This window comes from Paenibacillus terreus (assembly GCF_042138595.1).
Classification (GTDB): Bacteria; Bacillota; Bacilli; order Paenibacillales; family Paenibacillaceae; genus Paenibacillus; species Paenibacillus terreus.
The window spans coordinates 431,064-455,837 of sequence record NZ_JBHIRX010000001.1 but is presented as its reverse complement, the minus strand read 5'-3'; the positions used below and the strand labels follow the sequence as shown (position 1 = coordinate 455,837).

General features: G+C 50.5%; 25 protein-coding genes. 2 read left to right on the top strand and 23 right to left on the bottom strand.

All coding sequences use genetic code 11. The features are described from left to right. Positions 1-30 precede the first annotated feature (30 nt). Positions 31-546, top strand: a complete 516-nt coding sequence (locus tag ACE5KN_RS02135; protein ID WP_375525599.1) for a MogA/MoaB family molybdenum cofactor biosynthesis protein — start codon at positions 31-33, stop codon at positions 544-546. Between the two features lie 152 nt (positions 547-698). Continuing rightward, complete coding sequence (locus ACE5KN_RS02130; protein WP_375525600.1) at positions 699-2,051, top strand: nucleobase:cation symporter-2 family protein; 1,353 nt, start codon at positions 699-701, stop codon at positions 2,049-2,051. 110 nt (positions 2,052-2,161) lie between these two features. Here ACE5KN_RS02130 and ACE5KN_RS02125 read toward each other — a convergent pair whose 3' ends face one another. The 23 genes from ACE5KN_RS02125 to sleB form a co-directional block, all read right to left on the bottom strand. Continuing rightward, positions 2,162-3,622 (bottom strand): nicotinate phosphoribosyltransferase, encoded by a 1,461-nt coding sequence (locus tag ACE5KN_RS02125; protein WP_375525601.1) that lies wholly within the window; start codon positions 3,620-3,622, stop codon positions 2,162-2,164. A 61-nt stretch (positions 3,623-3,683) separates the two neighbouring features. Beyond that, complete coding sequence (locus ACE5KN_RS02120) at positions 3,684-4,244, bottom strand: cysteine hydrolase family protein (protein ID WP_375525602.1); 561 nt, start codon at positions 4,242-4,244, stop codon at positions 3,684-3,686. Between the two features lie 24 nt (positions 4,245-4,268). Beyond that, positions 4,269-5,060, bottom strand: a complete 792-nt coding sequence (locus ACE5KN_RS02115) for an NUDIX domain-containing protein (RefSeq protein WP_375525603.1) — start codon at positions 5,058-5,060, stop codon at positions 4,269-4,271. Positions 5,061-5,127: 67 nt separating this feature from the next. Further along, entirely contained in the window at positions 5,128-5,538 is a 411-nt protein-coding gene (locus ACE5KN_RS02110; RefSeq protein ID WP_375525604.1) for a PaaI family thioesterase, read from the bottom strand. A gap of 79 nt (positions 5,539-5,617) precedes the next feature. Continuing rightward, positions 5,618-6,070: a YlbF/YmcA family competence regulator gene (locus ACE5KN_RS02105; protein WP_375525605.1), complete on the bottom strand. Its 453-nt coding sequence runs from the start codon at positions 6,068-6,070 to the stop codon at positions 5,618-5,620. A gap of 26 nt (positions 6,071-6,096) precedes the next feature. Continuing rightward, the gene (gene miaB / locus ACE5KN_RS02100; RefSeq protein ID WP_375525606.1) at positions 6,097-7,650 is read right to left on the bottom strand and encodes a tRNA (N6-isopentenyl adenosine(37)-C2)-methylthiotransferase MiaB; all 1,554 of its coding nucleotides are present in this window, start codon (positions 7,648-7,650) and stop codon (positions 6,097-6,099) included. Positions 7,651-7,860: 210 nt separating this feature from the next. After that, complete coding sequence (pduL, locus tag ACE5KN_RS02095; protein WP_375525607.1) at positions 7,861-8,433, bottom strand: phosphate propanoyltransferase; 573 nt, start codon at positions 8,431-8,433, stop codon at positions 7,861-7,863. Positions 8,434-8,661: 228 nt separating this feature from the next. Continuing rightward, on the bottom strand, positions 8,662-9,633 hold the full coding sequence (locus ACE5KN_RS02090) for a dipeptidase (RefSeq protein WP_375525608.1): 972 nt from the start codon (positions 9,631-9,633) through the stop codon (positions 8,662-8,664). Positions 9,634-9,719: 86 nt separating this feature from the next. Continuing rightward, positions 9,720-9,980, bottom strand: a complete 261-nt coding sequence (locus ACE5KN_RS02085; protein WP_019005392.1) for a stage V sporulation protein S — start codon at positions 9,978-9,980, stop codon at positions 9,720-9,722. A 119-nt stretch (positions 9,981-10,099) separates the two neighbouring features. Continuing rightward, a complete protein-coding gene (locus ACE5KN_RS02080; RefSeq protein ID WP_375525699.1) occupies positions 10,100-10,894 on the bottom strand; it encodes a TIGR00282 family metallophosphoesterase in 795 nt (264 codons plus the stop codon). 89 nt (positions 10,895-10,983) lie between these two features. After that, the gene (gene rny / locus ACE5KN_RS02075) at positions 10,984-12,525 is read right to left on the bottom strand and encodes a ribonuclease Y (protein WP_375525609.1); all 1,542 of its coding nucleotides are present in this window, start codon (positions 12,523-12,525) and stop codon (positions 10,984-10,986) included. A gap of 299 nt (positions 12,526-12,824) precedes the next feature. Beyond that, positions 12,825-13,562, bottom strand: coding sequence for a regulatory protein RecX (locus ACE5KN_RS02070; RefSeq protein ID WP_375525610.1), 738 nt, complete (start codon positions 13,560-13,562; stop codon positions 12,825-12,827). A 93-nt stretch (positions 13,563-13,655) separates the two neighbouring features. Next, positions 13,656-14,717 (bottom strand): recombinase RecA, encoded by a 1,062-nt coding sequence (gene recA / locus ACE5KN_RS02065; protein WP_375525611.1) that lies wholly within the window; start codon positions 14,715-14,717, stop codon positions 13,656-13,658. A gap of 225 nt (positions 14,718-14,942) precedes the next feature. Next, positions 14,943-16,208, bottom strand: coding sequence for a competence/damage-inducible protein A (locus ACE5KN_RS02060; RefSeq protein WP_375525612.1), 1,266 nt, complete (start codon positions 16,206-16,208; stop codon positions 14,943-14,945). Between the two features lie 105 nt (positions 16,209-16,313). Beyond that, positions 16,314-16,901, bottom strand: a complete 588-nt coding sequence (pgsA, locus tag ACE5KN_RS02055; RefSeq protein ID WP_375525613.1) for a CDP-diacylglycerol--glycerol-3-phosphate 3-phosphatidyltransferase — start codon at positions 16,899-16,901, stop codon at positions 16,314-16,316. Positions 16,902-17,349: 448 nt separating this feature from the next. Next, positions 17,350-17,841 (bottom strand): YajQ family cyclic di-GMP-binding protein, encoded by a 492-nt coding sequence (locus tag ACE5KN_RS02050; protein WP_375525614.1) that lies wholly within the window; start codon positions 17,839-17,841, stop codon positions 17,350-17,352. A gap of 158 nt (positions 17,842-17,999) precedes the next feature. Continuing rightward, a complete protein-coding gene (locus ACE5KN_RS02045; RefSeq protein ID WP_375525615.1) occupies positions 18,000-19,046 on the bottom strand; it encodes a RodZ domain-containing protein in 1,047 nt (348 codons plus the stop codon). Between the two features lie 30 nt (positions 19,047-19,076). Beyond that, entirely contained in the window at positions 19,077-19,823 is a 747-nt protein-coding gene (locus ACE5KN_RS02040; RefSeq protein WP_355317197.1) for a DUF3388 domain-containing protein, read from the bottom strand. A 221-nt stretch (positions 19,824-20,044) separates the two neighbouring features. Next, complete coding sequence (locus tag ACE5KN_RS02035; RefSeq protein ID WP_355317199.1) at positions 20,045-20,302, bottom strand: DUF3243 domain-containing protein; 258 nt, start codon at positions 20,300-20,302, stop codon at positions 20,045-20,047. Positions 20,303-20,416: 114 nt separating this feature from the next. Further along, complete coding sequence (ymfI, locus tag ACE5KN_RS02030) at positions 20,417-21,187, bottom strand: elongation factor P 5-aminopentanone reductase (RefSeq protein WP_375525616.1); 771 nt, start codon at positions 21,185-21,187, stop codon at positions 20,417-20,419. A 1-nt stretch (position 21,188) separates the two neighbouring features. After that, the gene (gene yfmH, locus ACE5KN_RS02025) at positions 21,189-22,469 is read right to left on the bottom strand and encodes an EF-P 5-aminopentanol modification-associated protein YfmH (protein WP_375525617.1); all 1,281 of its coding nucleotides are present in this window, start codon (positions 22,467-22,469) and stop codon (positions 21,189-21,191) included. A gap of 2 nt (positions 22,470-22,471) precedes the next feature. Next, positions 22,472-23,752: an EF-P 5-aminopentanol modification-associated protein YfmF gene (yfmF, locus tag ACE5KN_RS02020; protein WP_375525618.1), complete on the bottom strand. Its 1,281-nt coding sequence runs from the start codon at positions 23,750-23,752 to the stop codon at positions 22,472-22,474. 130 nt (positions 23,753-23,882) lie between these two features. Then, positions 23,883-24,755, bottom strand: coding sequence for a spore cortex-lytic enzyme (gene sleB / locus ACE5KN_RS02015; RefSeq protein WP_375525619.1), 873 nt, complete (start codon positions 24,753-24,755; stop codon positions 23,883-23,885). Between the last annotated feature and the right edge of the window lie 19 nt (positions 24,756-24,774).

The window sequence follows — 24,774 nt, the reverse complement described above, 5'->3', positions numbered from 1 at the left end:
TGTTCACTGAGCTTACAAGGAGGTATATTCATGAATTCAACCGTCGAGGAACACCGCCGTGAAGCGCCGGATGAAGTGGCTTGCATGGTCGTTACCGTTTCCGATACCCGTACGGAAGAGACAGATACAGGAGGCCAACTGCTAAAGCAGCTGCTGACGGAAAACGGATATAACGTGGTTAAGTACGTAATTGTAAAGGACGATTACGAAGGCATCCGCCAGCTGGTGTTTGAGGCGTCAACATCCCATGAAATTGAAGCAGTGCTGTTGACAGGCGGGACAGGCATTTCGCCGCGGGACACCACCTATGAGGCCGTTGCTTCGCTGCTGAATAAGGAGCTGCCCGGCTTTGGGGAGATTTTTCGCTATTTAAGCTTTACGAAAGATATCGGGCCTGCGGCCATTTTGAGCAGAGCGATTGCTGGCACGATAGGAAGAACCGCCGTTTTCTCCATGCCGGGATCTCCGAAGGCCGTCAAGCTGGCCATGGAACGCATCATTATCCCTGAGCTGCGCCATGTCATGCGGGAAATCTATAAAGCCTGATGCTGTAGTATTTCCTTACATATTGAACATGGTTCTGCATAAAATCCGGACATCAAATTATGATTTTTTACAAACGTTAAGCCGGCATTGCAGAAAACCTCACTCTCCCTTTTATCATAGCTGTAATTCAAGAGCCGTGAGGAGAGTGAATTATGGAGAGAAATGTAAAGTTAAGCGGGGGCAAAATTTTTTCACTGGGACTGCAGCATGTGCTGGCCATGTACGCCGGAGCCATCCTGGTGCCGCTGCTCGTCGGGCGTGCACTGAATTTGACAGGAGAGCAGCTGTCCTATCTCGTCGCCATTGATCTGCTGACCTGCGGGATCGCCACACTGCTTCAGGTGTGGAAGAACAAATACCTGGGCATCGGCTTGCCGGTGATGCTGGGCAGCTCCTTCGTTGCGATCACCCCCATGATCGGCATCGGCAGCCAGTATGGCTTAAATGCCATTTATGGGGGTATCATCGCGGCAGGCCTGGTCGTGCTTGTGTTTGCAGGTTTATTCGGGAAAATTATCAAGCTGTTCCCGCCGGTTGTGACCGGGACCGTTGTAACGGTCATCGGCCTGTCCCTTATTCCGACGGGGATCAAAAATATGGCAGGCGGTGCGTCCAACCCCGACTTTGGCAGCCTGCCGAACTTTCTCTTATCCTTCGGCGTGCTGGCGCTTATTCTCATCATTAACCGCTTCCTGACGGGATTTATGCGCTCCCTTGCAGTGCTGATCGGCATCATTGCTGGGACGGCGGCGGCCGCTTTGATGGGTAAAGTCAGCTTTGTCTCTGTCGCAGAGGCATCCTGGTTTCATCTGCCGCAATTTTTTGCATTTGGCCTGCCCGAATTCAGGATTGCACCTATCCTTACCATGATGATTGTCTGTGTCGTTATTATTGTGGAGTCGACGGGGGTTTTTCTGGCACTTGGCAGAGTGTGCAATCAACAGCTTGCTCCCCTTGATTTGACGCGCGGCTACCGCTCGGAAGGAACAGCCATCGTGCTCGGCGGATTATTCAATGCTTTTCCGTATAATACGTTTGCCCAGAATGTCGGCCTGGTCGAGCTGTCGCGGGTGAAGACGCGCAACGTGATTGCAGTGGCGGCCTGCATTCTCATTGTGCTCGGACTCGTCCCCAAAATAGCAGCGCTTGCGACTATTATTCCTCCTGCCGTGCTGGGCGGGGCCACGGTCGTGCTCTTCGGCATGGTGGTCGCCTCAGGCATCCGCATGATGACCGAGGTGGATTTCAAGGACCAGCGCAATCTGATGATCGTCGCCTGCTCAGTTTCCCTTGGCGTTGGCGCTACGGTCGTACCCGAGCTGTTCTCCGGGCTTCCCTCATCTCTACGTATTATTGTCAGTGACGGCACAATCACAGGCAGTCTCTCCGCCATTTTCCTCAACCTCTTTTTTCACTTGTCGTCTCGCCTAAGGAGCGCTGATAGCATTACTGTCTCCAGCACCAATACGGATACATCCACCGTTCCGACCGGAGAGCAGGCGTAGTTGTTTGAGAATAGTTTATGGATAATCATTATGGTGTCTTATGAATGCTGTCGAAAAAGTAAAAAAGGCATCTGTTCCCATTTCGGGCAGATGCCTTTAAACATTGTGTATTATTCGTCATGCTCCGGTTCTGCAGCCATATAGCTGTCAATCATCTTTTGCTTTAGCTCCCAAGCCTTCTGGCTGATGTTCACGCGGTAAATTTCCGGATTCAGCTTGCGCAAATATTGCGGCCAGAACAGAGCAAGCTGCTCGCGGTGGTAGCTGCGGATTTCATCAAGCGACGGCAGGTCGTAGACCTGTTCCCCATCCACGAAGATCGGCTCCAGCATCGGGATGGCGTCGTAATTGGCGACATACTTTTTCAGATAAGGATGGACAGGGTTGAACAGCTTCAGCTTCTTGCCATTGCGCGGCCGGTCTTCGTCCGGGAATGAAATATAATCGGCCACGGCTTTTTTGGTCTTCTGATCGACGATCCGGTAGACGTCCTTTTTACCGGGGGTGGACACTTTCTCCGGATTGGCGGAAATTTTAATCGTCGGCACCATCTCCCCGTTCTCTTCCCGCTCCACCAGCTTGTAAACGCCGCCGAGGGAAGGCTGATCCGAAGCAGTGATCAGTTGGGTTCCTACTCCCCAGGTATTGATGCGCGCGCCCTCCGCTTTCAGGTTAAAGATCGTGTTCTCGTCCAGATCATTGGAAGCAACAATCTGCACATAATCCAGTCCCGCTTCATCCAGCATCTGGCGCGCCTGAATGGACAGATACGCAAGGTCTCCGCTGTCGAGGCGGATGGCTTTCATACGTTTCCCCTGCGCCTCCAGCATTTTGGCCGTTTTAATGGCATGGGGCACGCCGCTCTCCAAGGTATCAAACGTATCCACCAGCAGTGTAACCTGATCCGGAAGCACCTTCGCGTAGGCATCAAACGCCTCCTGCTCGGACATAAAGCTTTGCACCCAGGAGTGGGCATGCGTGCCCGCCGTCGGAATTCCGAACCGTTCACCAGCCAGCATATTGGAGGTGGCGTGGAATCCTGCCACATATGCGGCACGTGCGCCCCATACGGCGGCATCCGCTTCCTGGGCCCGCCGGGTGCCGAACTCAAGCAGAATGTCCCCATCGGCCACCTGTTTGATCCGTGAGGCCTTGGTCGCGATCAGCGTCTGGTAGTTCATAAAATTAAGCAAGGCCGTTTCGACCAGCTGTGCTTCCATAATCGTGCCTTCCACTCTTACGAGGGGCTCATTGGGAAATACAAGTGCCCCCTCCTTCATGGAATGGATCGTTCCGCGGAATTTGAATTGGCGCAGCTCCTCCAGGAAGCGTTCATCATACTGCTCCTCCTGCTTTGCCAGATAGCGGATATCTTCTTCAGTAAACTTCAGGCTGGAAACATAATTTACAATCCGTTCCAGACCGGCGAATACCGCATAACCGTTTCCGAATGGAAGTTTGCGGAAATAAGCCTCAAACACTGCACGGCGCTGGTGTGTGCCATTGGCCCAATGGGCGTACATCATGTTGATCTGATATTTGTCCGTATGTAAAGCAAGACTGGTCTGCATCGTTCTTCATCCTTTCTCCTATCCCCGGCTGCTGTGTTCACTCTCTGCTGAGTAATACCGCTCAGCGCTTCAGAAGATCTTCTTCCGCCGATACGACGCGCGCGCCAAGGCTGCCGCTGAAATGCCCCAAGGCCCATTCATGGCCTGCCTGGTTAAAACTTGCCACCGCATCTTTATAAACCGTTATATCAAAGCCCTTATTATAAGCGTCCACTGCCGTATGCAGCACACATATATCGGTGCATACTCCGATCAGATGAACCTCGGTTATGCCCCGTTCCCGCAGCTTTTGCTCCAGTGGCGTACCGCAGAATGCGCTGTAACGGGTTTTATCCATCCAGAAAACCGATTCCTTGTTGCGTTCATACACCTGCTGCAGTTTGCCATACAGCAGACGGCCTGAGGTGCCCCGGATATTATGGGGCGGAAAAAGCTTTGTTTCAGGATGAAACGGGTCCCCTTCCTCATGAAGGTCCACAGCCATGACCACGAAATCACCCTGATCAAGAAAACACTGTGTAATATCAGCGATCCGCTCATCCAAATCTATCGCAGGCTGGCCGACAGGCAGGCTTCCGTCCACAAAATCATTCGTATAATCAATAACAATCAATGCTTTCATAGCTCCCACTCCCCATGATTGATTTCATGTGTATATGGACAACCGCGGAATCGTTCTGTCGCTGAATCTGTACAGCTGCGCTGGCCGCTGTGAATACTGATTGGAGCTGAGCGGATTGCCCTGCTCATCCCTCACCTCTTCCAGAATGCCCTGTCTGCTGCGGGTAGACGTAATTTTGCGGATAAAATTGGGCTCCTCAAAATCCGGCACAACACTCTGAATGACCTGGTACAGCTCCCCGAGCGTAAAATGAGGCGGCAAAAACTGCTTCGCTATCGTCGTTTGCAGCATCTGCAGCTGAATCTGACGGTAAGCATCCTCAATAATCTCTTTATGATCAAAAGCCAGCTCCAGCTCCTCAAGCGCCTCCTGGATGGTGAACAGACCGACCTCGGAAGCGTCGTCTGCCGCCTGCCGCTCCTCCAGCATCCATTCCTCAACCAGCGCAAAAAACGCATGGGATATAATCCAGCCACGTGGATCACGACCCGGTTTGCTGTAAACGCCCAAATATTCCAGATGCCCGCCGTCGACACCCGTTTCCTCCATCAGCTCGCGTTTGGCCGCTCCTTCGATCGACTCGTTTTCCCGGCAAAATCCGCCCGGCAGCGCCCAGCGACCCTCGAAGGGCCAGCGGCGGCGTTTGATCAGCATGACCTTGAGCTCACGGATCGGCAGCGTTTTGGTTACAGTCTTCCGCTCCCGCTTCGTCAGAGTAAACATAACGATATCTGCGGGGGCTCCGTCCGGAGTTCTGTATTTCTTCACATCATAGCCGGCTTCTTGCCCCAATTCCTGATCGTTATTTGCACTCATCGTCATCACCATATTATATCATTTTGATATTTTCATTATGAAGTAATAATATGAAATGTCAAGCCTGTTATTTTGAAGAACTGCTGCGCAGCACCCGGAAGGTGGCCGTAGCCATACAGCCGAGCGTGCCCTGTTCATCACGGATATCCGCTTCCGCTGTGATCGTTCTGCCTGCTTCGTGGATGACCCGTGCTCTTACCTCCAGCTTTCCTTTATGCATGGCGGACAGAAAATGCACATTCAAATTCGTCGTTACACATGCATCCTGAGCACGCGCTGAGGTTGCCGCCATGCCCATCGCCTGGTCCATCAGGGAAGTTAACACACCGCCATGAATGATGCCCATGGAATTGGTATGCTGCTCTCCCGCCTCAAGGCCGATCCGGATCTCTCCGTTCTCGGCACCCAGAAAGCGGCAGCCCAGAAAACCCCAAAATTTATTTTCCCCTTCTTCAATCATCTTACGCAGTACGTCCATGCTGTTTCTCTCCTTAGTTAAAAAATGAAAATGGCAAAAAAGGCACGGAAGCATATGCTTCCGTACCTGAGATATCAGGTTAATCGCTGCAGCTGGAGGAAGGTGAATCCTTGCCTGTCTCCACACTCACTTTTTCCGATACGGTGTCGCGGATGGCCCCCATGATCATCTGAAGCAGCTCGTTGATTTCCACCTGGCTCTGCTGAAATTCAGTCACGACAGGGATGCCGTCAAGCTCCGCCTGAAGCTGGTCGATCTCCTGTTCAATTTTCGCCACCATCGCTGTATTTTTAAGCGATTCGAAGGCTACGATTTCCTTCTGCTTTTTCTTCATGGCGGCAATCAGCTGCTGTATGCGCTGATGGTTTTTGATCTTGTCTTCCGCCTTCCGGAAATGCTGCACTTCCTCGCTGTTCTGAAGCAATTTGGCCAGCTCTTGTGTTTTTTGCAAAATATCCTGGCGAAAGACCGGATATTCCTGATCGTTCTTCGCCGGATTCAGCACATCTTCCTGCACTCGATCTTCCTTCACAGTCTATCGCTCCAATCTGTCGCTCTTTAGGATTCCACAGCTACCGGTTCAGCAACCATTTCGCCTTTGATATACCAGGTCATTACATCCGTGATTTTAACATGGACGAAAGTGCCGATAAGATCCGGAGTGCCCGTAAAATGAACCAGCTTGTTGGTCCGCGTACGACCCGCAAGCACCTTGTCATTGTTTTTGCTTTCACCCTCAACGAGCACTTCCACAATCTGTCCGCGCAGCTTCTCGTTGGCATCGCGGCTGTATTCGGCAATCGTATCATTCAGACGCTGCAGACGCTGTTTTTTAACCTCCATGGGCACATTATCTTCCATAACGGCCGCAGGCGTTCCTTCACGCGGAGAGTAAATAAATGTATAGGCAGAATCAAAGCCAACCTCCCGCACAAGGGACAACGTATCTTCAAACTGTTCATCCGTTTCACCCGGGAAGCCAACGATAATGTCTGTCGTAAGCACAACATCCGGGATAGCTTGTTTGATTTTCCCCACCAGTTCAAGGTACTGCTCACGGCTATATTTACGGCTCATTTTCTTCAGCACCGCACTGTTCCCGGATTGCACCGGCAGATGGATATGCTCCACCAGATTGCCCCTTTTCGCCAGCGCTTCAATCAGGCGGTCGTCAAAATCCCGCGGATGCGAAGTGGTGAAACGAATGCGGGGAATATCGATTTTGTTGATATCGTCCATGAGGTCGCCAAAGCCGTATTGGATATCTGCAAAATCTTTACCGTACGCGTTGACATTCTGCCCCAGCAGCGTAATTTCTTTAAAGCCTTGACGGGCCAGATCCCGCACCTCGGCAATGACGTCCTCCGGACGGCGGCTCCGCTCTTTGCCGCGGGTAAACGGCACGATGCAATAAGTACAGAACTTGTCACAGCCGTACATAATGTTGACCCATGCCCGCATGCCTTCCCGCTTTTTGGGCAGGTTTTCGATGATATCGCCTTCCTTGGACCATACCTCAACAACCATCTCTTTGCTGAACAGCGCTTCCTTGATCAAATGAGGCAGACGGTGGATGTTATGGGTGCCGAAAATCATATCCACAAAGCCATGCTTCTGCAGGATACGGTTAACGACTCCTTCCTCCTGCGACATGCAGCCGCAGACACCAAGCAGCATATCGGGCTTTTCGGTTTTGAGATGCTTCAGATGGCCGAGCTCGCCGAATACCTTGTCCTCCGCGTTCTCACGGATGGCGCAGGTGTTCAGCAAAATCAGGTCCGCCTCTTTCCGTTCTTCTGTTGCAGAGTAGCCCATCTGTTCAAGCAGACCTTTGATTGTCTCTGTATCATGCTCATTCATTTGGCAGCCATAGGTGTAGACGATATACTTTTTCCCTTTGCCAAGATGCTTGAGCTCTTCGGGCACGGCATTTTCATAAAGCACATTGATGCTTTCCTTGCCGCGCTGCTTTTCCTGACGATGGTTCGGCTCCGATAGGATATTGATTTCCCGGCCGCGAATGCGAATTTTTTTGCCGTTCTCATCCTCTGAAATGACTTTTGCATCAGAAAAATCAAAATATTTCGAGTAGTCTTTCGTTTCTTTGGCCATACGGCGGATCACTCCTAATCCGATCTATTCCACGCATGCGCGCTTATAATATACAAATAGGCATTACGCTATATTATAACATGAGTTGAACAGCTTAGCCATGGTGAGCGGTTGCAGCAGCTGCGGGCCAAGCTGACGGGAGCTCACAAGCCTTATAAAAATTAAAAAAAGATCCAGCCCGAAGGCTGAATCTTATGGAAAGCCGGTTACCTATTCAACGATTTCTGCAGAGTCGCCGGTCTTCGCGCCGGCTGCGTTCGCTTCATCCGTATCAATGTGCATATCCAGCGCAAAGGAATCGGATACGCGAGCCAGCACATTTTCGAACACCAGGCCGCGTTCGCCGCCTACACGCACTTTCAGCAGCTGCTTGTCCTGAATGCCCCATTTCTCGGCATCTGACGTATGGAAGTGAATATGACGTGCAGCCACGATCACACCTTTGTCCAGTTCAAGCTCGCCTGCAGGCCCTTTGACCGTAATGCCAGGCGTACCGTCGATTTTGCCGGATTCGCGCACAGGCGCTTTTACACCCAGAGCGAAAGAATCGGTACGGGAAATTTCCAGCTGGGACTCAGGACGTGCCGGGCCCAGAATACGAACAGTTTCAAACTTGCCTTTAGGGCCGATCACCGCAACAGTTTCGTTGGCAGCAAACTGTCCAGGTTGGGACAGGGGCTTGAATTCAGTCAATTGATAACCTGCTCCGAACAGAGCCTCAACGTGTTCTTGTGTCAGGTGAATGTGGCGTCCGGAAACGCCTACAGGTACGATTTTACTCATCGTGTGTCACTCCTTTTTCTCTATAACAATCCATGCAAACCTATGCCATTATACTCCTTTTTGCAAAAGAAAGAAAACCGGATTGCACAAATGTTCCCTAAACTGTCGCTTTTGCCAGCCGTTACGCCAGACACGCCTCACTCCATATTAACCAGCATCGATGCCAGTTGATGCATCAATAGACTGCTAGTGCCTGGAAGCCCATTTGCGCATTCGGTGCTTTAGCTATTAATTGCATTGATTCGGGAGATTTTCCTGTAAGTAAGATACAGCGCTGCCGCACAACCACTTTTTGACCAGCCCTTCGGGAAAGTGTTTCAGCAGCAGCTCTGTCAAAGCGAGGTAACAGCCTGGATGCTCCAGCCCAATGACATGCTCCTTAATGCCGTCAAAGTCCGATCCGAACATAATATGCTCCGCCCCTCCCAAAACACAGATATGCTCCAGATGGTCAAGCAAGCGGCTCATAGGGGGACTGCTCTTCTCCTGCAAAAACATGGGCACAAAGGTTAACCCGATCCTTCCGTTTCGGATGATCAGCGCTTTGATTTGTTCATCGTTTAAGTTTCTTGGATGCGGAAAAACAGCAGCGGCGTTGGAATGCGATGCAATCGGCGGCCGTGCGCTTAGCTCCATGACCTCCCAAAAGCCTTTTTCACTTAAATGCGATACATCCAGCAATAAGCCCAGCTCATTGCAGCGCTGCACCAGCTCTCTTCCTTTGTTGGTCAGCGCCGCGTTTCTCCGCTCCATTACACCGTCCGCAGCCCAATTGGCAAAGTTCCAGGTTAACCCGATAAACCGGACTCCCAGCGCAAAGCACAAATCGGCATAAAAAGGATTGCCCTCAAGTCCGTCCACTCCTTCCAAGGACAGCACTCCCCATATATCCCGGCGGTCAGGCTGCACAATTTGTTCCGCTTCCTCACGCCAAAGCAGTGTTTTCAGCCCTCCTTCCGGACCGGCTATTTTTTCCCTGAAGATTTGAATCTGCCTGGCAACATGGTCAATTCCCGGGTTTCCCGCCCCGGCAGGTATGTAGATTGCAAACGTCTGCAGCTTTACTCCCCCTGCCTGCAGTCTCTTGTGTGTCACATCCAGCTCCGGATGATTAAAATCGAGCGCAGAGTTCAGCATCATTTTACTCAATACGTCACAATGGAAATCGGCTACCGGCCACGGTTGATGAGAGGTTGACATCTTCAAAAAACTCCTTTCCCTGAGCACAATAAAAAAGCCTGTTTACAGATCAAAGATCGTAAACAGGCTTATAAGCAATCCCTCGGTTATCTTGGTTCCACAATAAGTTTGATTGCGGTACGGTCTTCTCCATCGATCACAATATCTGTAAAGGCAGGAATACAAATCAAATCCACCCCGCTAGGCGCTACAAATCCCCGGGCAATGGCTACTGCTTTGATTGCTTGGTTGAGTGCACCCGCTCCAATCGCCTGCAACTCAGCATTTCCGCGCTCGCGCAGGACTCCAGCCAATGCGCCGGCAACGGAATTGGGATTGGACTTTGCTGATACTTTTAATACTTCCATAGTAAGTACCTCCCCTGGGAATATGATGATGGTTTGATTCCACTAGTAGATGATATTCGAGGGGCTGCAAAAAATTCCTGCTTTCTGGAAATATATTTTGACGGCAGGGCGCTTGTGGGTCAGTCCATACGCCACTCATCTTCCTTTAACCGTATTTTTTCAATTTTACGTGCCTTGCCATCTTCATCATTCAGCTCCACACATACGGCATGAAAATGCCATTTGCCATTATCGACCTGAAAGCGGACGGGCAGTTGAGTTTTAAACTTGCGCAGAACGGCTTCCCTCTCCATGCCAAGGATGCCTTCCCACGGCCCGACCATGCCCACATCGGTCTGGTAAGCCGTTCCCTGCGGCAGAATCGTATCATCATTGCTCTGTACATGTGTATGCGTGCCAACGACGATTGAAGCCCGCCCATCGAGATGCCAGCCCATGGCGATTTTTTCCGAAGTCGCTTCCGCGTGAAAATCAACAAGAATATGCTTGTGCTTCCGCCGCAGCTCGTCTACAATCTCATCCGCAGCCCGGAACGGACAATCGATGGCTGGCAAAAAGGTCCGTCCCTGCAGATTGACAATAGCTAGCTCTTTGCCGCCTGAACGCACAACCGTATATCCCCGGCCAGGTGTTCCCGGCGGAAAATTCGCCGGTCTGATCATTCTTGGTTCATCATCGATGAACTCGAATATCTCCTTGTTGTCCCACGTGTGATTTCCCATCGTGATGCCGTGAACGCCCCAGTCGAAAAATTCTCTGGCGATGGCTCCGGTGATCCCCCGTCCGGCGGCTGCATTTTCTCCATTAACAATAATAAAGTGGGGCTTGTATTTTTCCTTCAGAAAGGGAAGATTCTCCTTCAATGCTTTTCTGCCGACGTTTCCTACAATATCTCCTATGAATAGTACGTTGATTTCAATTCCTCCTAACCAGATTCACATATCCCATATTTATATTTTAACACATGAAAAGTGGCCCACACGGGGCCACTTCATCATTTTATCTATTTGGCATATTCAACCGCACGGGTTTCGCGAATGACGGTTACTTTAATATGCCCAGGATAGTCGAGCTCATTTTCGATCGTTTTGGTAATATCACGCGCTAGACGGAACGCTTCGGCATCATCCACTTTATCCGGCTGCACCATGACACGGACTTCACGTCCGGCCTGAATGGCATAAGATTTCTCTACACCTTCAAAAGATTCGGAGATGGCCTCCAGCTTCTCCAGACGACGGATATACGTTTCCAGTGTTTCTCTTCTGGCCCCCGGTCTTGCAGCGGACAAAGCGTCTGCCGCTCCTACCAGCATGGCAATGACAGAGGTTGCTTCCGCATCACCGTGATGGGAGGCAATACTGTTGATAACAACCGGATGTTCCTTGTACTTCTTCGCCAGTTCCACGCCAATTTCGACATGGGACCCTTCCACTTCGTGATCCAGCGCTTTGCCGATGTCATGCAGAAGACCTGCACGTCTGGCCAGCACAACATCCTCACCTAATTCTCCGGCCATCAAGCCTGCCAAGTATGCCACTTCCATGGAGTGCTTAAGCACATTCTGGCCATAGCTTGTACGGAACTTCAGACGTCCGAGAATTTTGATCAAATCCGGGTGCAGGCTGTGTACTCCCACTTCAAATGTAGCCTGTTCACCGTATTCTCTAATTCGTTCATCAACTTCCCGACGGGATTTCTCCACCATTTCTTCGATGCGGGCCGGATGGATTCGTCCGTCTGCGACGAGCTTCTCCAGGGCGGTCCGTGCAATTTCACGGCGGATCGGATCAAATCCGGACAAGATTACAGCCTCCGGCGTATCATCGATAATGAGGTCAATGCCCGTAAGGGTCTCAAGCGCACGGATATTACGTCCTTCACGTCCGATAATGCGCCCTTTCATTTCTTCATTCGGCAGAGTTACAACAGATACTGTCGTCTCAGCCACATGATCTGCAGCACAGCGCTGAATCGCCAATGTAATGATTTCACGGGATTTCTTATCCGCTTCTTCTTTGGCCTGCTGCTCAATTTCCTTGATCATCTGAGCCGTTTCATGACGAACCTCCTGCTCAACATTAGACAATATGATGCTTCTTGCATCCTCCATCGTAAGGTTGGAGATCCGTTCCAGTTCTGTTACCTGGCTTTTGTAAATCAGCTCAATTTGCTGCTGGGTTTCATCAATTCTTTTCTCTTTGTTAGCCACTTGTTCTTCTTTTCGTTCCAGCGATTCTATTTTTTTATCCAGCGACTCTTCCTTTTGCAGCAATCTTCGCTCCTGCCGTTGAATTTCATTCCGACGTTCACGAGTTTCTTTTTCAGCTTCGTTACGGATGCGATGGACCTCGTCCTTCGCCTCCAGTACCGTCTCTTTCTTCAGTGCTTCTGCCTCTTTCTTTGCGTTCTCCACAATTTGTACGGCAGCTTGCTCCGCACTGGAAATTTTAGCTTCTGCAATAGATCTGCGAATAAAATAACCAATCCCGAACCCAAAGAATAACGCGGCTACAACGAGAATGATCGAGATTCCAGGACTCATACTGTTCACCTCCTCGTTGGTTCCTCCAAGGCATTCCTTGGGACTTGTTCAGTTGTTCATTACGCTTCATCAATGTGAACATGCTTTCACATGTACAATACCGCCCGGAGGGCGGCTTCACTTGTTATGGGCGATGAGAATCAGTCCCATACGCCCCCTTTTTTGGAAGGAAAAAGAGGACAATTTGAGCACGGATTCATGTCCATTTTATTACTTGACAATCAGCATTGTCAAGAGAATGCAAACTTATATACGTCTCTCTGCCGCCAGCTCCGGGAAGGCTTACATTCACGCTGCAGCTAATCCCAAAACAGTTCATCTTCTTCTGCTTCCAGGGCTGCCTGTTCACCACGCAGCAATGACTGAAGCACTCTTCTGGTTATTTCGCCCGAATAGCCTCGCCTCATTAAATATGAATAGGTTTTGCGCTTTTTTTCGCTCGCTTCACCGCGAGTCTGATTCCATTTCTTCTGTCCTGCCTGCAATGCGCTCTCCCATTCTTCCGCTTCACTGATATCACCAAGCGCCTCGGCAATAATTGACCTGTCCACTCCTTTTTGCTGCAGCTCCTGCCTGATCCATAATTTCCCTTTCCTTTGGCCGGAGATGCGCTGCTGTGCCCACTGTCTCGCATACAGCCCGTCGTCCACCAGCTTCTCCTTCTCCAGACGTACCAGGGTTTCGTCTACGACTGCCGGTTCCAGTTCTCTCTCCAGCAAACGCCTTGAGAGCTCCTGACGTGTACGGGGCTTGCGTGCCAAATACTGCAGTGACATCACATATGCCTGCTGTCTCTCATCTGCCATGACAATATCCGACAGCTCGGTTTTATTGAAAACCGACCCCTTGGTCATACGGTATTTGATCATGACATCCTCAAGAACAGACAGCGAATACGGTCCGAAATGTATAATATACCTGCCCCGCATGCGGCGCTTCCCCTGCTCTACCCTGGTAATTTCGAGTTCCTCATCGGCCGGGAAATGTTCTATGCCCTGCTGGATTTTATGCTCCTCTTCCGTCGGCTCATGCTTCATTCCTCAAAGACCCTTTCTTGACTTACCTTTTTTCTAGCTCAAAAGAAAACGTCCTGCTGATCGAGCAGGACGCCATTTTAATCCATATGATTATTATTCAAGCTCAAGCAGTTCTTGTTCTTCTTTGGCTTCCTTCGCAAGATCCTCAGCGCTCGGAGCTGCAACTGTCGTAGTGAGGTTGCTTGCAGCGCGGATTTTCTGTTCAATGGCATTCGTCAGGTTCGGATTTTCTTTCAGGAACTGCTTGGCGTTCTCACGACCTTGACCAAGGCGTTCCCCTTCATAGGAATACCAAGCGCCGCTCTTATCAACGATATCAAGCTCGGTACCCATATCCAGCAGGCTGCCTTCCTTGGAAATGCCTTCCCCGTACATAATATCCACTTCGGCTTGTTTGAAAGGAGGGGCCACTTTATTTTTAACAACTTTAATCCGGGTACGGTTACCCACAACGTCGTTGCCCATTTTCAAGCTTTCCACACGGCGCACATCCAGCCGGACTGTGGAGTAAAACTTCAGAGCACGGCCGCCTGGCGTCGTTTCCGGGTTGCCGAACATAACGCCGACTTTCTCACGCAGCTGGTTGATGAAGATCGCAATGGTTTTCGATTTGTTGATGGCACCGGAGAGCTTGCGCAGAGCCTGGGACATCAGACGCGCCTGCAAACCCACATGCGAATCTCCCATTTCACCTTCGATTTCAGCCTTCGGCACGAGAGCCGCTACCGAGTCAATGACAATGATATCTACTGCACCGCTGCGCACAAGCGCTTCAGCAATCTCCAAAGCCTGTTCACCCGTGTCCGGCTGGGAGAGCAGCAGCTCGTCAATATTAACGCCCAATTTGTTGGCATAAGAAGGATCCAGGGCATGCTCCGCATCAATGAAGGCAGCCTGTCCGCCTGTTTTCTGTACTTCAGCAATCGCGTGCAGCGCTACTGTCGTTTTACCCGAAGATTCCGGTCCGTATATTTCAATAATTCGGCCTCTCGGAAAGCCGCCGGTTCCTAACGCAATATCCAGAGCAATCGATCCACTGGGAATTGTTTCTACTTGCATGTGAGTCGATTCACCCAGCTTCATAATTGAACCTTTACCAAATTGCTTTTCTATTTGACGGAGCGCCATATCCAGCGCAGCACGACGATCTGACAATTAGCTCACATCCTTCATTGTTTATATTATTATAATACCTTGTTTGGACACGTTTGCCAAGCATTTTTTCGAACATACATTCGTTTTTTTACGTAGTCTGATAACATCCGACAATAGTGGATCGGACCATTTCAATGAGAAAAAGAAGCCGCACCACTTCCTTTGACAAAAAAAGAACCGTTGGCAATTTTGTTGCCACGGTTCTTCCGTATGATTCAGATTATATCATTCTTTTTCATTTTCAACAAGCCGGCGCCACAGTCTGTACAGAATGGCCTTGGCCGAGCGGATGCGGATCGTTTCCCGGTTGCCGTTCAGGCGCAGCTCATGAACCTCTGTCTTCTTGCCCCGCTCCGCGATCCCGATATAGACAAGCCCTACCGGCTTGAGCTCGGAATAACCGGGACCCGCCACGCCGGTAACCGACAGCCCGAAATCGCTGTCCATGATCATTCTGACCTGCTCTGCCAGCACCTGCGCCACTTCCGGACTCACCGCTCCCGGGCTGTTCTCTCCCTCAAGATAATCATGGGGCACATTCAGCAGCTTCTTCTTGATCTCATTGGAGTAGCAAACGATGCCGCCTTTGAAAATCGTAGCGCTGCCCGGTATGGATGTAAGCATCTCCATGACGAGACCGCCGGTGCAGCTTTCCGCCGCTCCAACCGTCAGCCCCAGTCTGCCCATCCATTCCACAATGACTTTTTCGAGCGGCACATCTTCACTCGCATACAAGTACTCCGGCAGACGCTGCTGAATCTGAACCTCGGCCGCATTCAGCTTGATAAGCGCTTCTGCTTCGCTCGCCGCCTTCGTAGACACCCTGATCGTCACTTCCCCTTCCTTGGCGTAAGGGGCGATCGTCGGATCACTCTGCTCCTTAATCAGATCGATCAGCTTCGTTTCAAGCGCAGATTCGCCGATGCCGGCAAACTTAAGCATTTTAGAATAGATTGCCATTTCACTGCCGCCCAATGCGTGCTGAAGAAGCCACGGTTTTGCCTCCTGTTCGAACATCGGCTTTAATTCCTTGGGGGGACCCGGCAAAATAACATAATATTTCCCCTCTTGCACAAGCGCATTGCCCACAGCCAGCCCGGTTTCATTCTTCAGCGGTGTGGCATCGTCAATCGTCAAGGCCTGACGGCGGTTGTTCTCCGTCATTTCAACTCCGCGATCCCTGAAGAAACCTTCGACCTTATCCATTGATAATCTGTCGATATGCAGGTCGCGTCCCAGCACGGCAGCGATGGCATCTTTGGTCAGATCATCCTGGGTCGGCCCCAACCCGCCGGAAAACAGAATAATGTCCGCCCGGCTTTGCGCCGTTCTTATCGCCTCCTGAAGGCGTGTCATATTGTCTCCTACCACGGTTTGAAAATAGACATCAACCCCGATCGCCGCCAGCTCCTGGGATAAATACTGGGCGTTTGTGTTCACAATTTGCCCGAGCAACAATTCGGTGCCTACTGCGATGATTTCCGCTTTCATATCGTTGCCTCCCATATCAATTCATATCGTATCTTTCCGCTGCTCCAAAAGAAAAAGCAATAGGCCATCCTATTGCATTCATCTTCAAACACAGAAAGCCTGTGCTCAAGCTTTGGAGGAACGGAGCAGGTGCCTATTCTTTACAAAATAATCATACCCTGAATAAATGGTAATGAAAGCAGCCGCCCAGATCGAAATTTGATCAAACGGAATTCCCATAAAGACAAAAGGGAAGTTGTTGATCAGCAAAGCCACGATCGCCACGATCTGTATGACCGTTTTCAGCTTGCCCCAATTGCTCGCAGCCACCACAGAGCCGTCAAGCAGCGCAATCTGCCGCAGTCCGGTAACGGCAAACTCCCGGCTTACAATCACTACGGCTACCCAGGAATCCAGCTTCCCCATCTCCACAAGGGAGATGAGCACTGCCGTAACCAGGAGCTTATCCGCCAGCGGATCAAGCAGCTTGCCCAAATTGGTCACCATGTTGTGTTTGCGGGCCAGGTATCCGTCGATACCGTCCGTACTTGCGGCCACAATGAAAATAAGCGCGGCAAGCAGCTGGTTGAAAGGCAGGCTGAATGATCCCCATTGCAGCGGGCCGGGATAGAAGTCAAATTCCACCAGCAGAGAGATCATCATAAGCGGAATAAGGCAAATCCGCGCCAGTGTAATTTTGTTGGGTAAATTCACAGCACACTCTCCCCTGACATTCTTTATAGAGGTAGTTCAAAAAGTCATCTTTTGATCACGAAGTCAATCAGGAAGCGGACTCGACATCGAATCTTGAATTCAGCCGGGCCTAAGCGGATGCTTCCGAAGCATGTTTCCTGCAGAAACATTTCAGGTGCTCACGTACCCCAAGAACGCTCCGCTCCTCAGCCCCTATCTTCATCCAACTCCAGCGTTTTGAAAAAACGCACTTCGGAAGCATACGCTTCGGTGCTGAAAACCTGACTTTTTGAACTCGCACTTATATATATAATTCGAAACGGGCTCAGCGCGGTGGCTTATCCGCATTATCGACTTCAAGTATAATATACGGCTGAAAGACGTGTCAAAGCAGGCTGCGCCTGCATTTGCCGGGGAGCCGAAAAGTAAAAAAACTCTGGCGCAGCCGACGGTACACCAGAGAGAATCTTTACTTAAAGTTTGTGAACTGAAGGTCGATGGAAAGGTCCGCCTTACGCAGCATCTGAATGACATCCTGAAGATCGTTTTTACTTTTACCTGTTACGCGGATTTGGTCTCCTTGAATCTGACTCTTCACCTTCAGCTTGGAGTCGCGGATCAGGATATTGATCTTTTTCGCATTTTCCTGATCGATTCCCTGCTTAAAGCTCAATTTTTGCCGGACCGTCCCCATCGAGGCAGGTTCCAGCTTGCCGTATTCAATATTTTTGATGGCAAGCCCGCGTTTAATCATTTTTGATTTCAAAATGTCGATGACCGCGTTCAGCTTGTATTCGTCATCCGACGTAATCGTCAAAGCATCCTTTTCCAGCTTGAGGCTGCTCTTGCTGTCCTTGAAATCAAAGCGTGTCTCAATTTCACGCTCCGCCTGGTTGACAGCATTCACAAGCTCCTGCATGTCCATCTTGGAAACAATGTCGAATGAATTTTCTGAAGCCATATCCATCACATTCCTTTCGGAAGAAAGTTCAAACATTAATTATATGGAAAAGCTATCCGGATGTCTAATTCTCCACATGGAAAAAGGTGCTTTTCACGGGTATACCCGAAAAAAACACCCATCCAACAATACAGCTTGAAAACGGCTTGCGTCAGACGTTATTGCCCGGCCGAGTCCGTTTCCGAATCCGCAGAGTTCGAACCAGCTGTGCCGGTCGAGCCTTGAACAAGCCGGATTCGCGTCGTCGCCTTGCCGTCCGTTACCGGTTGCCCGCCAACCGTAATCGAGGTTGCGGAAGCAGCGCCCGATTTAATGTACAATCCCCGTTCATCAAAGTCGAAAGAATAATTTTGACCAGCTTCGGTCATCCCGTACTGCAGCTTCTCACCGCTTGAATTTTCTCCCCTGTATACCTCAAGCCAGCTCTTTCCGGTTGCTTGGATTTCCACTTTGACAGGACCGCCGCTTGCGCTGGACACACTGAAAATGGTCGTTTTTCCGGCCTTGCCGTCTTCGGTTACCGTAACCCCTTCAGTGGTTCCAGTTCCTTCATCCGTTCCCGGCTGTTCCGTCCCGGTATTGTCCGGAGGAGTCTCTCCCTGCCCGTCATTCAGACCACCTCCGCCGGTCTCGCCATTCGTCGTGCCAGTCTCACCCTGTGGCGGAGCAGAAGTACCGTTGCCTGCTCCATCCGCCGGAGGAGTTGTTCCCTGATTGCCGGTATCCTGGCTCCCGGTTCCCTTGCCGCCCCCGGTGGCCGGTGGTGTCTGGGTTTGGTTGTTGTTTTGGGCTAAGTCGTTTGGGGGGGGGGTCCCATTATTTCTTGACTCGATATATATATAAATCAAAACAAGAATTAAAATCGGGAACAGCCACATCAGCGCGCTCGACATCCATTTCATATTCCGTTCACCCGATGCGCGGGCAGCCCGTTTCTGAATAACCGGTTCCATCGTCGCTTCCTGCTCCTGCACAGGAACATCCTTTTTATGGCCCTCAAGAAGTTCGTCGGCATTTAATCCTACCGTCTCGGCGTAGGTCTTAATAAATGCTCTGACATAAAAAGTTCCTGGCAGCACCTTGTAGTCCCCCGCTTCAATCGCTTCCAGGTATCTTTTGCGAATTTTCGTCATATCTTGGACATCGTCCAGGCTCAACCCTTTTTGCAGCCGGGCCTCTCTTAACTGCTGACCCAGTTCAGACATGCCATCATCTCCTCATTTCTCTCCACGTTATTAAATATCGTCTGTGTAACTGGTAGTGAATGTATCATATATAATTTCCTCGTTCGGATTATTGCGCAGCTCAATGATAATATGGAAATCATCAAAACTGTAACCCGATTCGCGGACAAAAATATCCGGATGCTCAATGACCTTCGTGCTCGGCAAATTCATGATGTCCTGCAGCAAATTATAGTGTTTCTCATTGGAACGGATTGTACTCACAATGCCGTCAATGATAAAAACATTGTTAGGATTCATTTCTTCATCGGAAAGCTGGCTGCGGACAGTTTGGCGCAGCAGCGTAGAAGAGACGAACGTCCATCTTTTCGCTGCGCACACGCTGCTGGCTATAATGGACTCTGTTTTTCCGACCCGCGGCATTCCCCGCAGGCCGATGACCTGATTTCCTTCCCTCTTAAATACTTCACCCAAAAAATCAACAAGTAACCCAAGCTCATCCCGCGTAAAGCGGAACGTCTTGCGGTCATCTGAATCACGGTCAATATAGCGGCCATGGCGGACTGCGAGAATATCAACCAGCTTGGGGGGACGGAACGCGGTGATGGTGATGTTGCTGGCCTTCTGCAGCATCTCGCCCAGAATGCGGATTTTATCATCATCATCCGTTTCAAGCAGCATGCCGCGCCGCTCGCCCTCTACCCCGTTAATCGTCAGAATATTGACTCCCAGCATCCCCAGCATGGAAGCAATATCACCAAGCAGTCCGGGACGGTTGTTATGTATTTTGTATTCCATGTACCATTGTTTGGTTTCAGCCGTCACTTTGCCACCCTCTTCAAGCCATTATTCTAGCACATTCGACATATTTCTATGATACTTCCGTTCATGTGCATTTAATTGACATCCGTTTTTGCAACCACGTTTATGATATATAAAATAGCTATGAATTACAAGAACAGGTCTGTAACTATTGCAGAAAAGCCCCCTCATGGGAGCTTTTCCGCAGCATTTACAGCTTAAGCGTTGGCTTTGGCGAGCTTCACCATGCACTTGGCAATGACGTGACGCTCATCCTTGTCCGCCACACCCCACAGCTCTTTCAGAGCACGGTTGGAGTGGTTTGCCGGATCGACCTTTTCATCCAAAAATTCCCCGATTTCGTAGGCCAGGTCCGCAATGGTTTCCTCGCTGATGCCCATTTTTTCCGCTTTGGCTACACGATCTCCAAGGAACTTTTTCCAGGTATCAAAATCTTTGAGCACTGTCGACGCCATGATTACATCCTCCTCGGTAAGGATTGAGATTTTTAAAAAATCTACAGATGTAATATGCACCGTGCCATTCCCGGCTATGCTGGAGGTTTCCGCCAGACCCGCCTCTTCTGTACATCAGGTTATCCAGCCGCCGTTGGGACTGATAATCTGGCCGTTGATATATCCGGATTCAGGCAGCGCCAGGAAATACACAAGCGAAGAAATTTCGTCAGGCTTCGCCAGTCTTCCCGCGGGGATCTCATCTTCCAGCTCAGCCAGCTCGCCAGGGTCAAGATGCTCCAGCATGGCCGTATCCACGGCCCCTGGTGCAACGGCATTAACCGTCACTCCCGAAAGTGCCGCCTCTTTGGCCAATGCTTTCGTAAAGGCATTTACAGCCCCCTTGGTTGAAGAATAAAGCACCTCGCACGAGGCGCCGGACATTCCCCATACGGAGGATACGTTAATAATTCGGCCATAACGCTGTGAAATCATATGCGGCAGAAAAGCCTGCGTACACAGAAATGTGCCCTTTACATTGACGGCCATGACATCGTCCCATTCTTCCTCGCTCACATCCGTCAGCAGGCCGTAGTGGGATATTCCCGCATTGTTTACGAGAATATCAGGCTTCAATCCGTGATTCTCCAGCTTTTCCTGCATGCGTAAAATTTGCTCCTTACTGCGCAGGTCCGCGGTGACCGTCATCACGGAACCGGCATCCTTCATGCAGCGCCGTGCCACTTCGTTGGCCTCTTCGTGGGACTTCATGTAATGAATCACCACATTCATGCCAACTGAGGCGAAGCGCTCCGCAATGGCCGCACCGATTCCGCGGCTTCCGCCGGTCACCAGAACCGTCATTTCCCCCAGTGCTTTGTTAACCGCTCCGGTCCCCTTCTCCATGTTAAGGACTCACCACCAGCGAAACGGCCATCTGCTCCCAGTCTGTGTGCTCCCGCAGACGGCGGTTCACATCATCAAGCGTGATGCTTTCATAAACAGGCAGCACCTCAAACAAATCGCTTCCTCTGAAGCGGTGGCGGGTAAATTCATGGGCGATGTTTTCCGGCGAGTTGAGCATGCGCAAATAACCGCCGATTTTTTTCTTGCGTGCCCGTTCGAAGTGCTCAGCCGCAAATCCGCTGGCCTTGACGGCCTCAATTTCTTCACGGATGCGGGACAGCAGTCGGTCCGGGTCCTTGGTATCTCCGCCGATGGCCGAGAAGGCGTAACCATTCGAGCTGTTGTATTCATGGCCGAAGCTGTCTGAAATAAGCTCCTCATCGTATAACTTCTGATAAAGCTGTGTGCTGGAGCCAAGCAGCAGATCAAGCATCAGCTTGCTTTCCAGATCATGGCGCAGCAGTTCCGCTCCTGTAAGGCCCGTCTTTTTCTCCTTAAAGCCGAACAGGCATTTAGGAAGGGATACCGCCAGCCTTGCTTCGCGTCTTTTTTGGGCTACCCCAACCGGCTCCTGCTCAAATATGCGCTCGATATTGCCCTGAGGCTTGTAATCCTTGCGGCTTTGGCCCTCACGAACAAGGTCGAATACCTTTTGCGGCTCCACCCCTCCTACCACGAAAAGCAGCATGTTGCTTGGATGATAAAAAGCGTTATAGCACGTATAGAGCGTTTCTTTTGTAATCGTGCTTATCGACTCGACCGTACCCGCGATATCAATATGTACCGGATGCTTGGAATACAACGCCTCGATCAGGCCGAAATAGCTTCTCCAATCCGGGTTATCCTGGTACATGTTAATTTCCTGGCCAATAATGCCTTTTTCTTTTTCCACACTCTGATCCGTAAAATACGGTGACTGCACAAAATCAATTAATGTCTCCAGATTGTCGTAAATATGCTCGGTTGCGGAAAAGAGATACACGGTCTGCTCAAAGCTGGTAAAGGCGTTGGCAGATGCCCCGTTCGATGAGAACTTCGTAAATACGTCTCCGTCCTCTTTTTCAAACATTTTATGCTCAAGAAAGTGGGCGATCCCGTCCGGAACCTTGATCGCTTCTTCCCCCTCCACCTTGAAGTGGTTATCAATGGAGCCGTATTTTGTTGCAAACGTGGCGAAGGTTTTCTGAAATCCCGGTTTGGGCAGCACATACACGTGCAGGCCGTTATCCATTACCTCGAAATACAGTGTCTCCTGTAAATGATCATATGTTATGCTCTGCACGGTTACTCCTCCTTCTGATCTCTCAAGAAATAAATAGTGTCCAGATTAAAAGTCTGAGCAGCCTCCTGCACATCCTTGACACATACCGCTTCTACCTGCTCAAGCAGCTGCTCGACCGTTCTTTCCTTGCCGGAAAGCTGTCTGTTAAAGTCAAATGCAATCATTTCGAAGGCGGAATCCTGCATCTCTTTGAGCAGATTGCGGATCATGGCTTTCGTCTGGGACATTTCCAGCTCACTGATGCTGCCTTTCCGCATATCGTCAAGCTGCTGCCGGATAATGCTTACGGCTTTTTCGTAGTTGGGGATTTCAATTCCGGACTGAATGGTGGCAATGCCTTTATGCCCGTCATAACGGGAAGAAGCATAATAAGCAAGGCTGGCTTTTTCCCTTACGTTCACAAACAGCTTGGAATGAGGGTAACCGCCAAGGACCCCGTTATACATCAGCGCGGAGGCATATTGATCGTCGCTGTAGGTAATCGATGTCCTGAAGCCCATATTCAGCTTCCCTTGACTTACATCAAGGCGCTCAACAACGGTCTGAACATCACGAGACTGTGCGGATACATCAGCCCTTCTGTACTGTGCCGCAGAAGAGCGGTCAAGACTGAAATAACGGTCTACGAGCCCTTCTACCTCTTCCAGGGACGTGTCTCCTACCACATACAGATCCATGCTGGCGTTTTCGAGCCAATCTCCATAAGCCTTGTATAGGCTGTCCGGGCTGATCGAATCAAGATCGGCGCGCTGCCCGAGCGGATGAAGACGGAAAGGTTCGTTTTTGAACATTTCCTCTATACAGCGTTCACCTGCATAGCGGATTTTGTCATTGACGATCGCCTCGAGCTTTTTGCGCACATTCTCTCTTTCCTGCTGCACATAAGTCTCGCGGAAAGCGCCATTTTCCACGACCGGACGTGTCAGCACCTCTCCGAGAAACGAAAAAGACCTGTCAAGCAGGCTGTCCGTGCTGCTTACGAAGCCGTCATTAATGGTATCCATCCGAAACTGGACGATTTGGTAATCTCCTCTTTTATATATATCGAACCCGAAGCCGGCTCCATACATTTGCTCAAGCTGCTCCCTGAATTGAACGGTTTCCGGATAGGAAGCTGTCCCGCGTCTCAATACGAAAGGAGTTAAAGCCACGCTTGAAACGGTGGTCTCCTGTAAGGGAATTCCAGCGTAAAGCGATATCGCATACGTCTTAAAGCGTTTGGTCGGCATCACGTGAATACGCAGCTGCCGCCGGCTGCCGCGCTCAAATTCTGTTTTTATCAAGTCCAAAACTCCTTTGCGACGTCATTTTAATTCCTTAACGAACGGCAATCTGTGCCAATTTTCATTGTAACGATCAAAAAGGCAAGAAGCAACCGGAGACAAGCCCCGGTTGCCGGTTTCTAATCGCGGGCTACATACAGAAGATGTGCTGCCCTATCGTTTTTACTTGTGGACGGGACCAGATCCATTTGGAAGTCGCTGTTTTCGGGTTGAAATAATAGAGGCAGCCTCCCGTTGGGTCCCAGCCATTAAGTGCCTGCTGGACTGCCTTACGGGCCTGCGGATTCGGCGTCAGCCAGATTTGACCGTCAGCAACGGCTGTGAAAGCCCCGGGCTGAAAGATTACGCCTGACGGTGTATTTGGAAAACTGGGTGATTTCACACGGTTCAAAATAACCGCAGCCACGGCAACCTGCCCTTCAAACGGCTCGCCGCGCGCCTCACCGTAAACGGCATTAGCCATCATTTTCAGCTCGTTTTCAGACAGGCCGTTCGCTCTGCCCGGACTCAGCGAAGCATCCTCATCTTTTGAAGCTGCCTTGTCGGCTGTCTCTGTACCTGTATCCGTCCCGGCATTGTTCCCCGTCTGCTGATTAGCGCCCTGCTTGTGCAGAGGCGTTTCCGTCGGCTTCCAATCCTTGGTGGCATTCACCAATTTCAATTTCGTTTTGGGCCCAACGACACCGTCGGCATCGATGCCGAATTCGTCTTGAAACCATTTAACTGATCCTAAAGTCTTGCTTCCGAATTGACTGTCTACCTTTCCGTAATAAAAGCCAAGCAACTTCAAACGGCTTTGCAGTTCATAGACATCCTGACCGTAAGAGCCTTGAACAATCGGCTTGCTGCTGAAGACCTCTTCAGCAGGTTCCGTCTCATGAGTCTCGGCTTGTTGGGGAAGCGGATTGCTGCTCTGTTTGTCGTCGGGTTCAAGGAAGGCTGCATATATTACGGCCGTAACCGCCAATACACCCGTACATATCCATAGGGCTGTCTTTTTCATCATTCGCTCTACCTTTCTT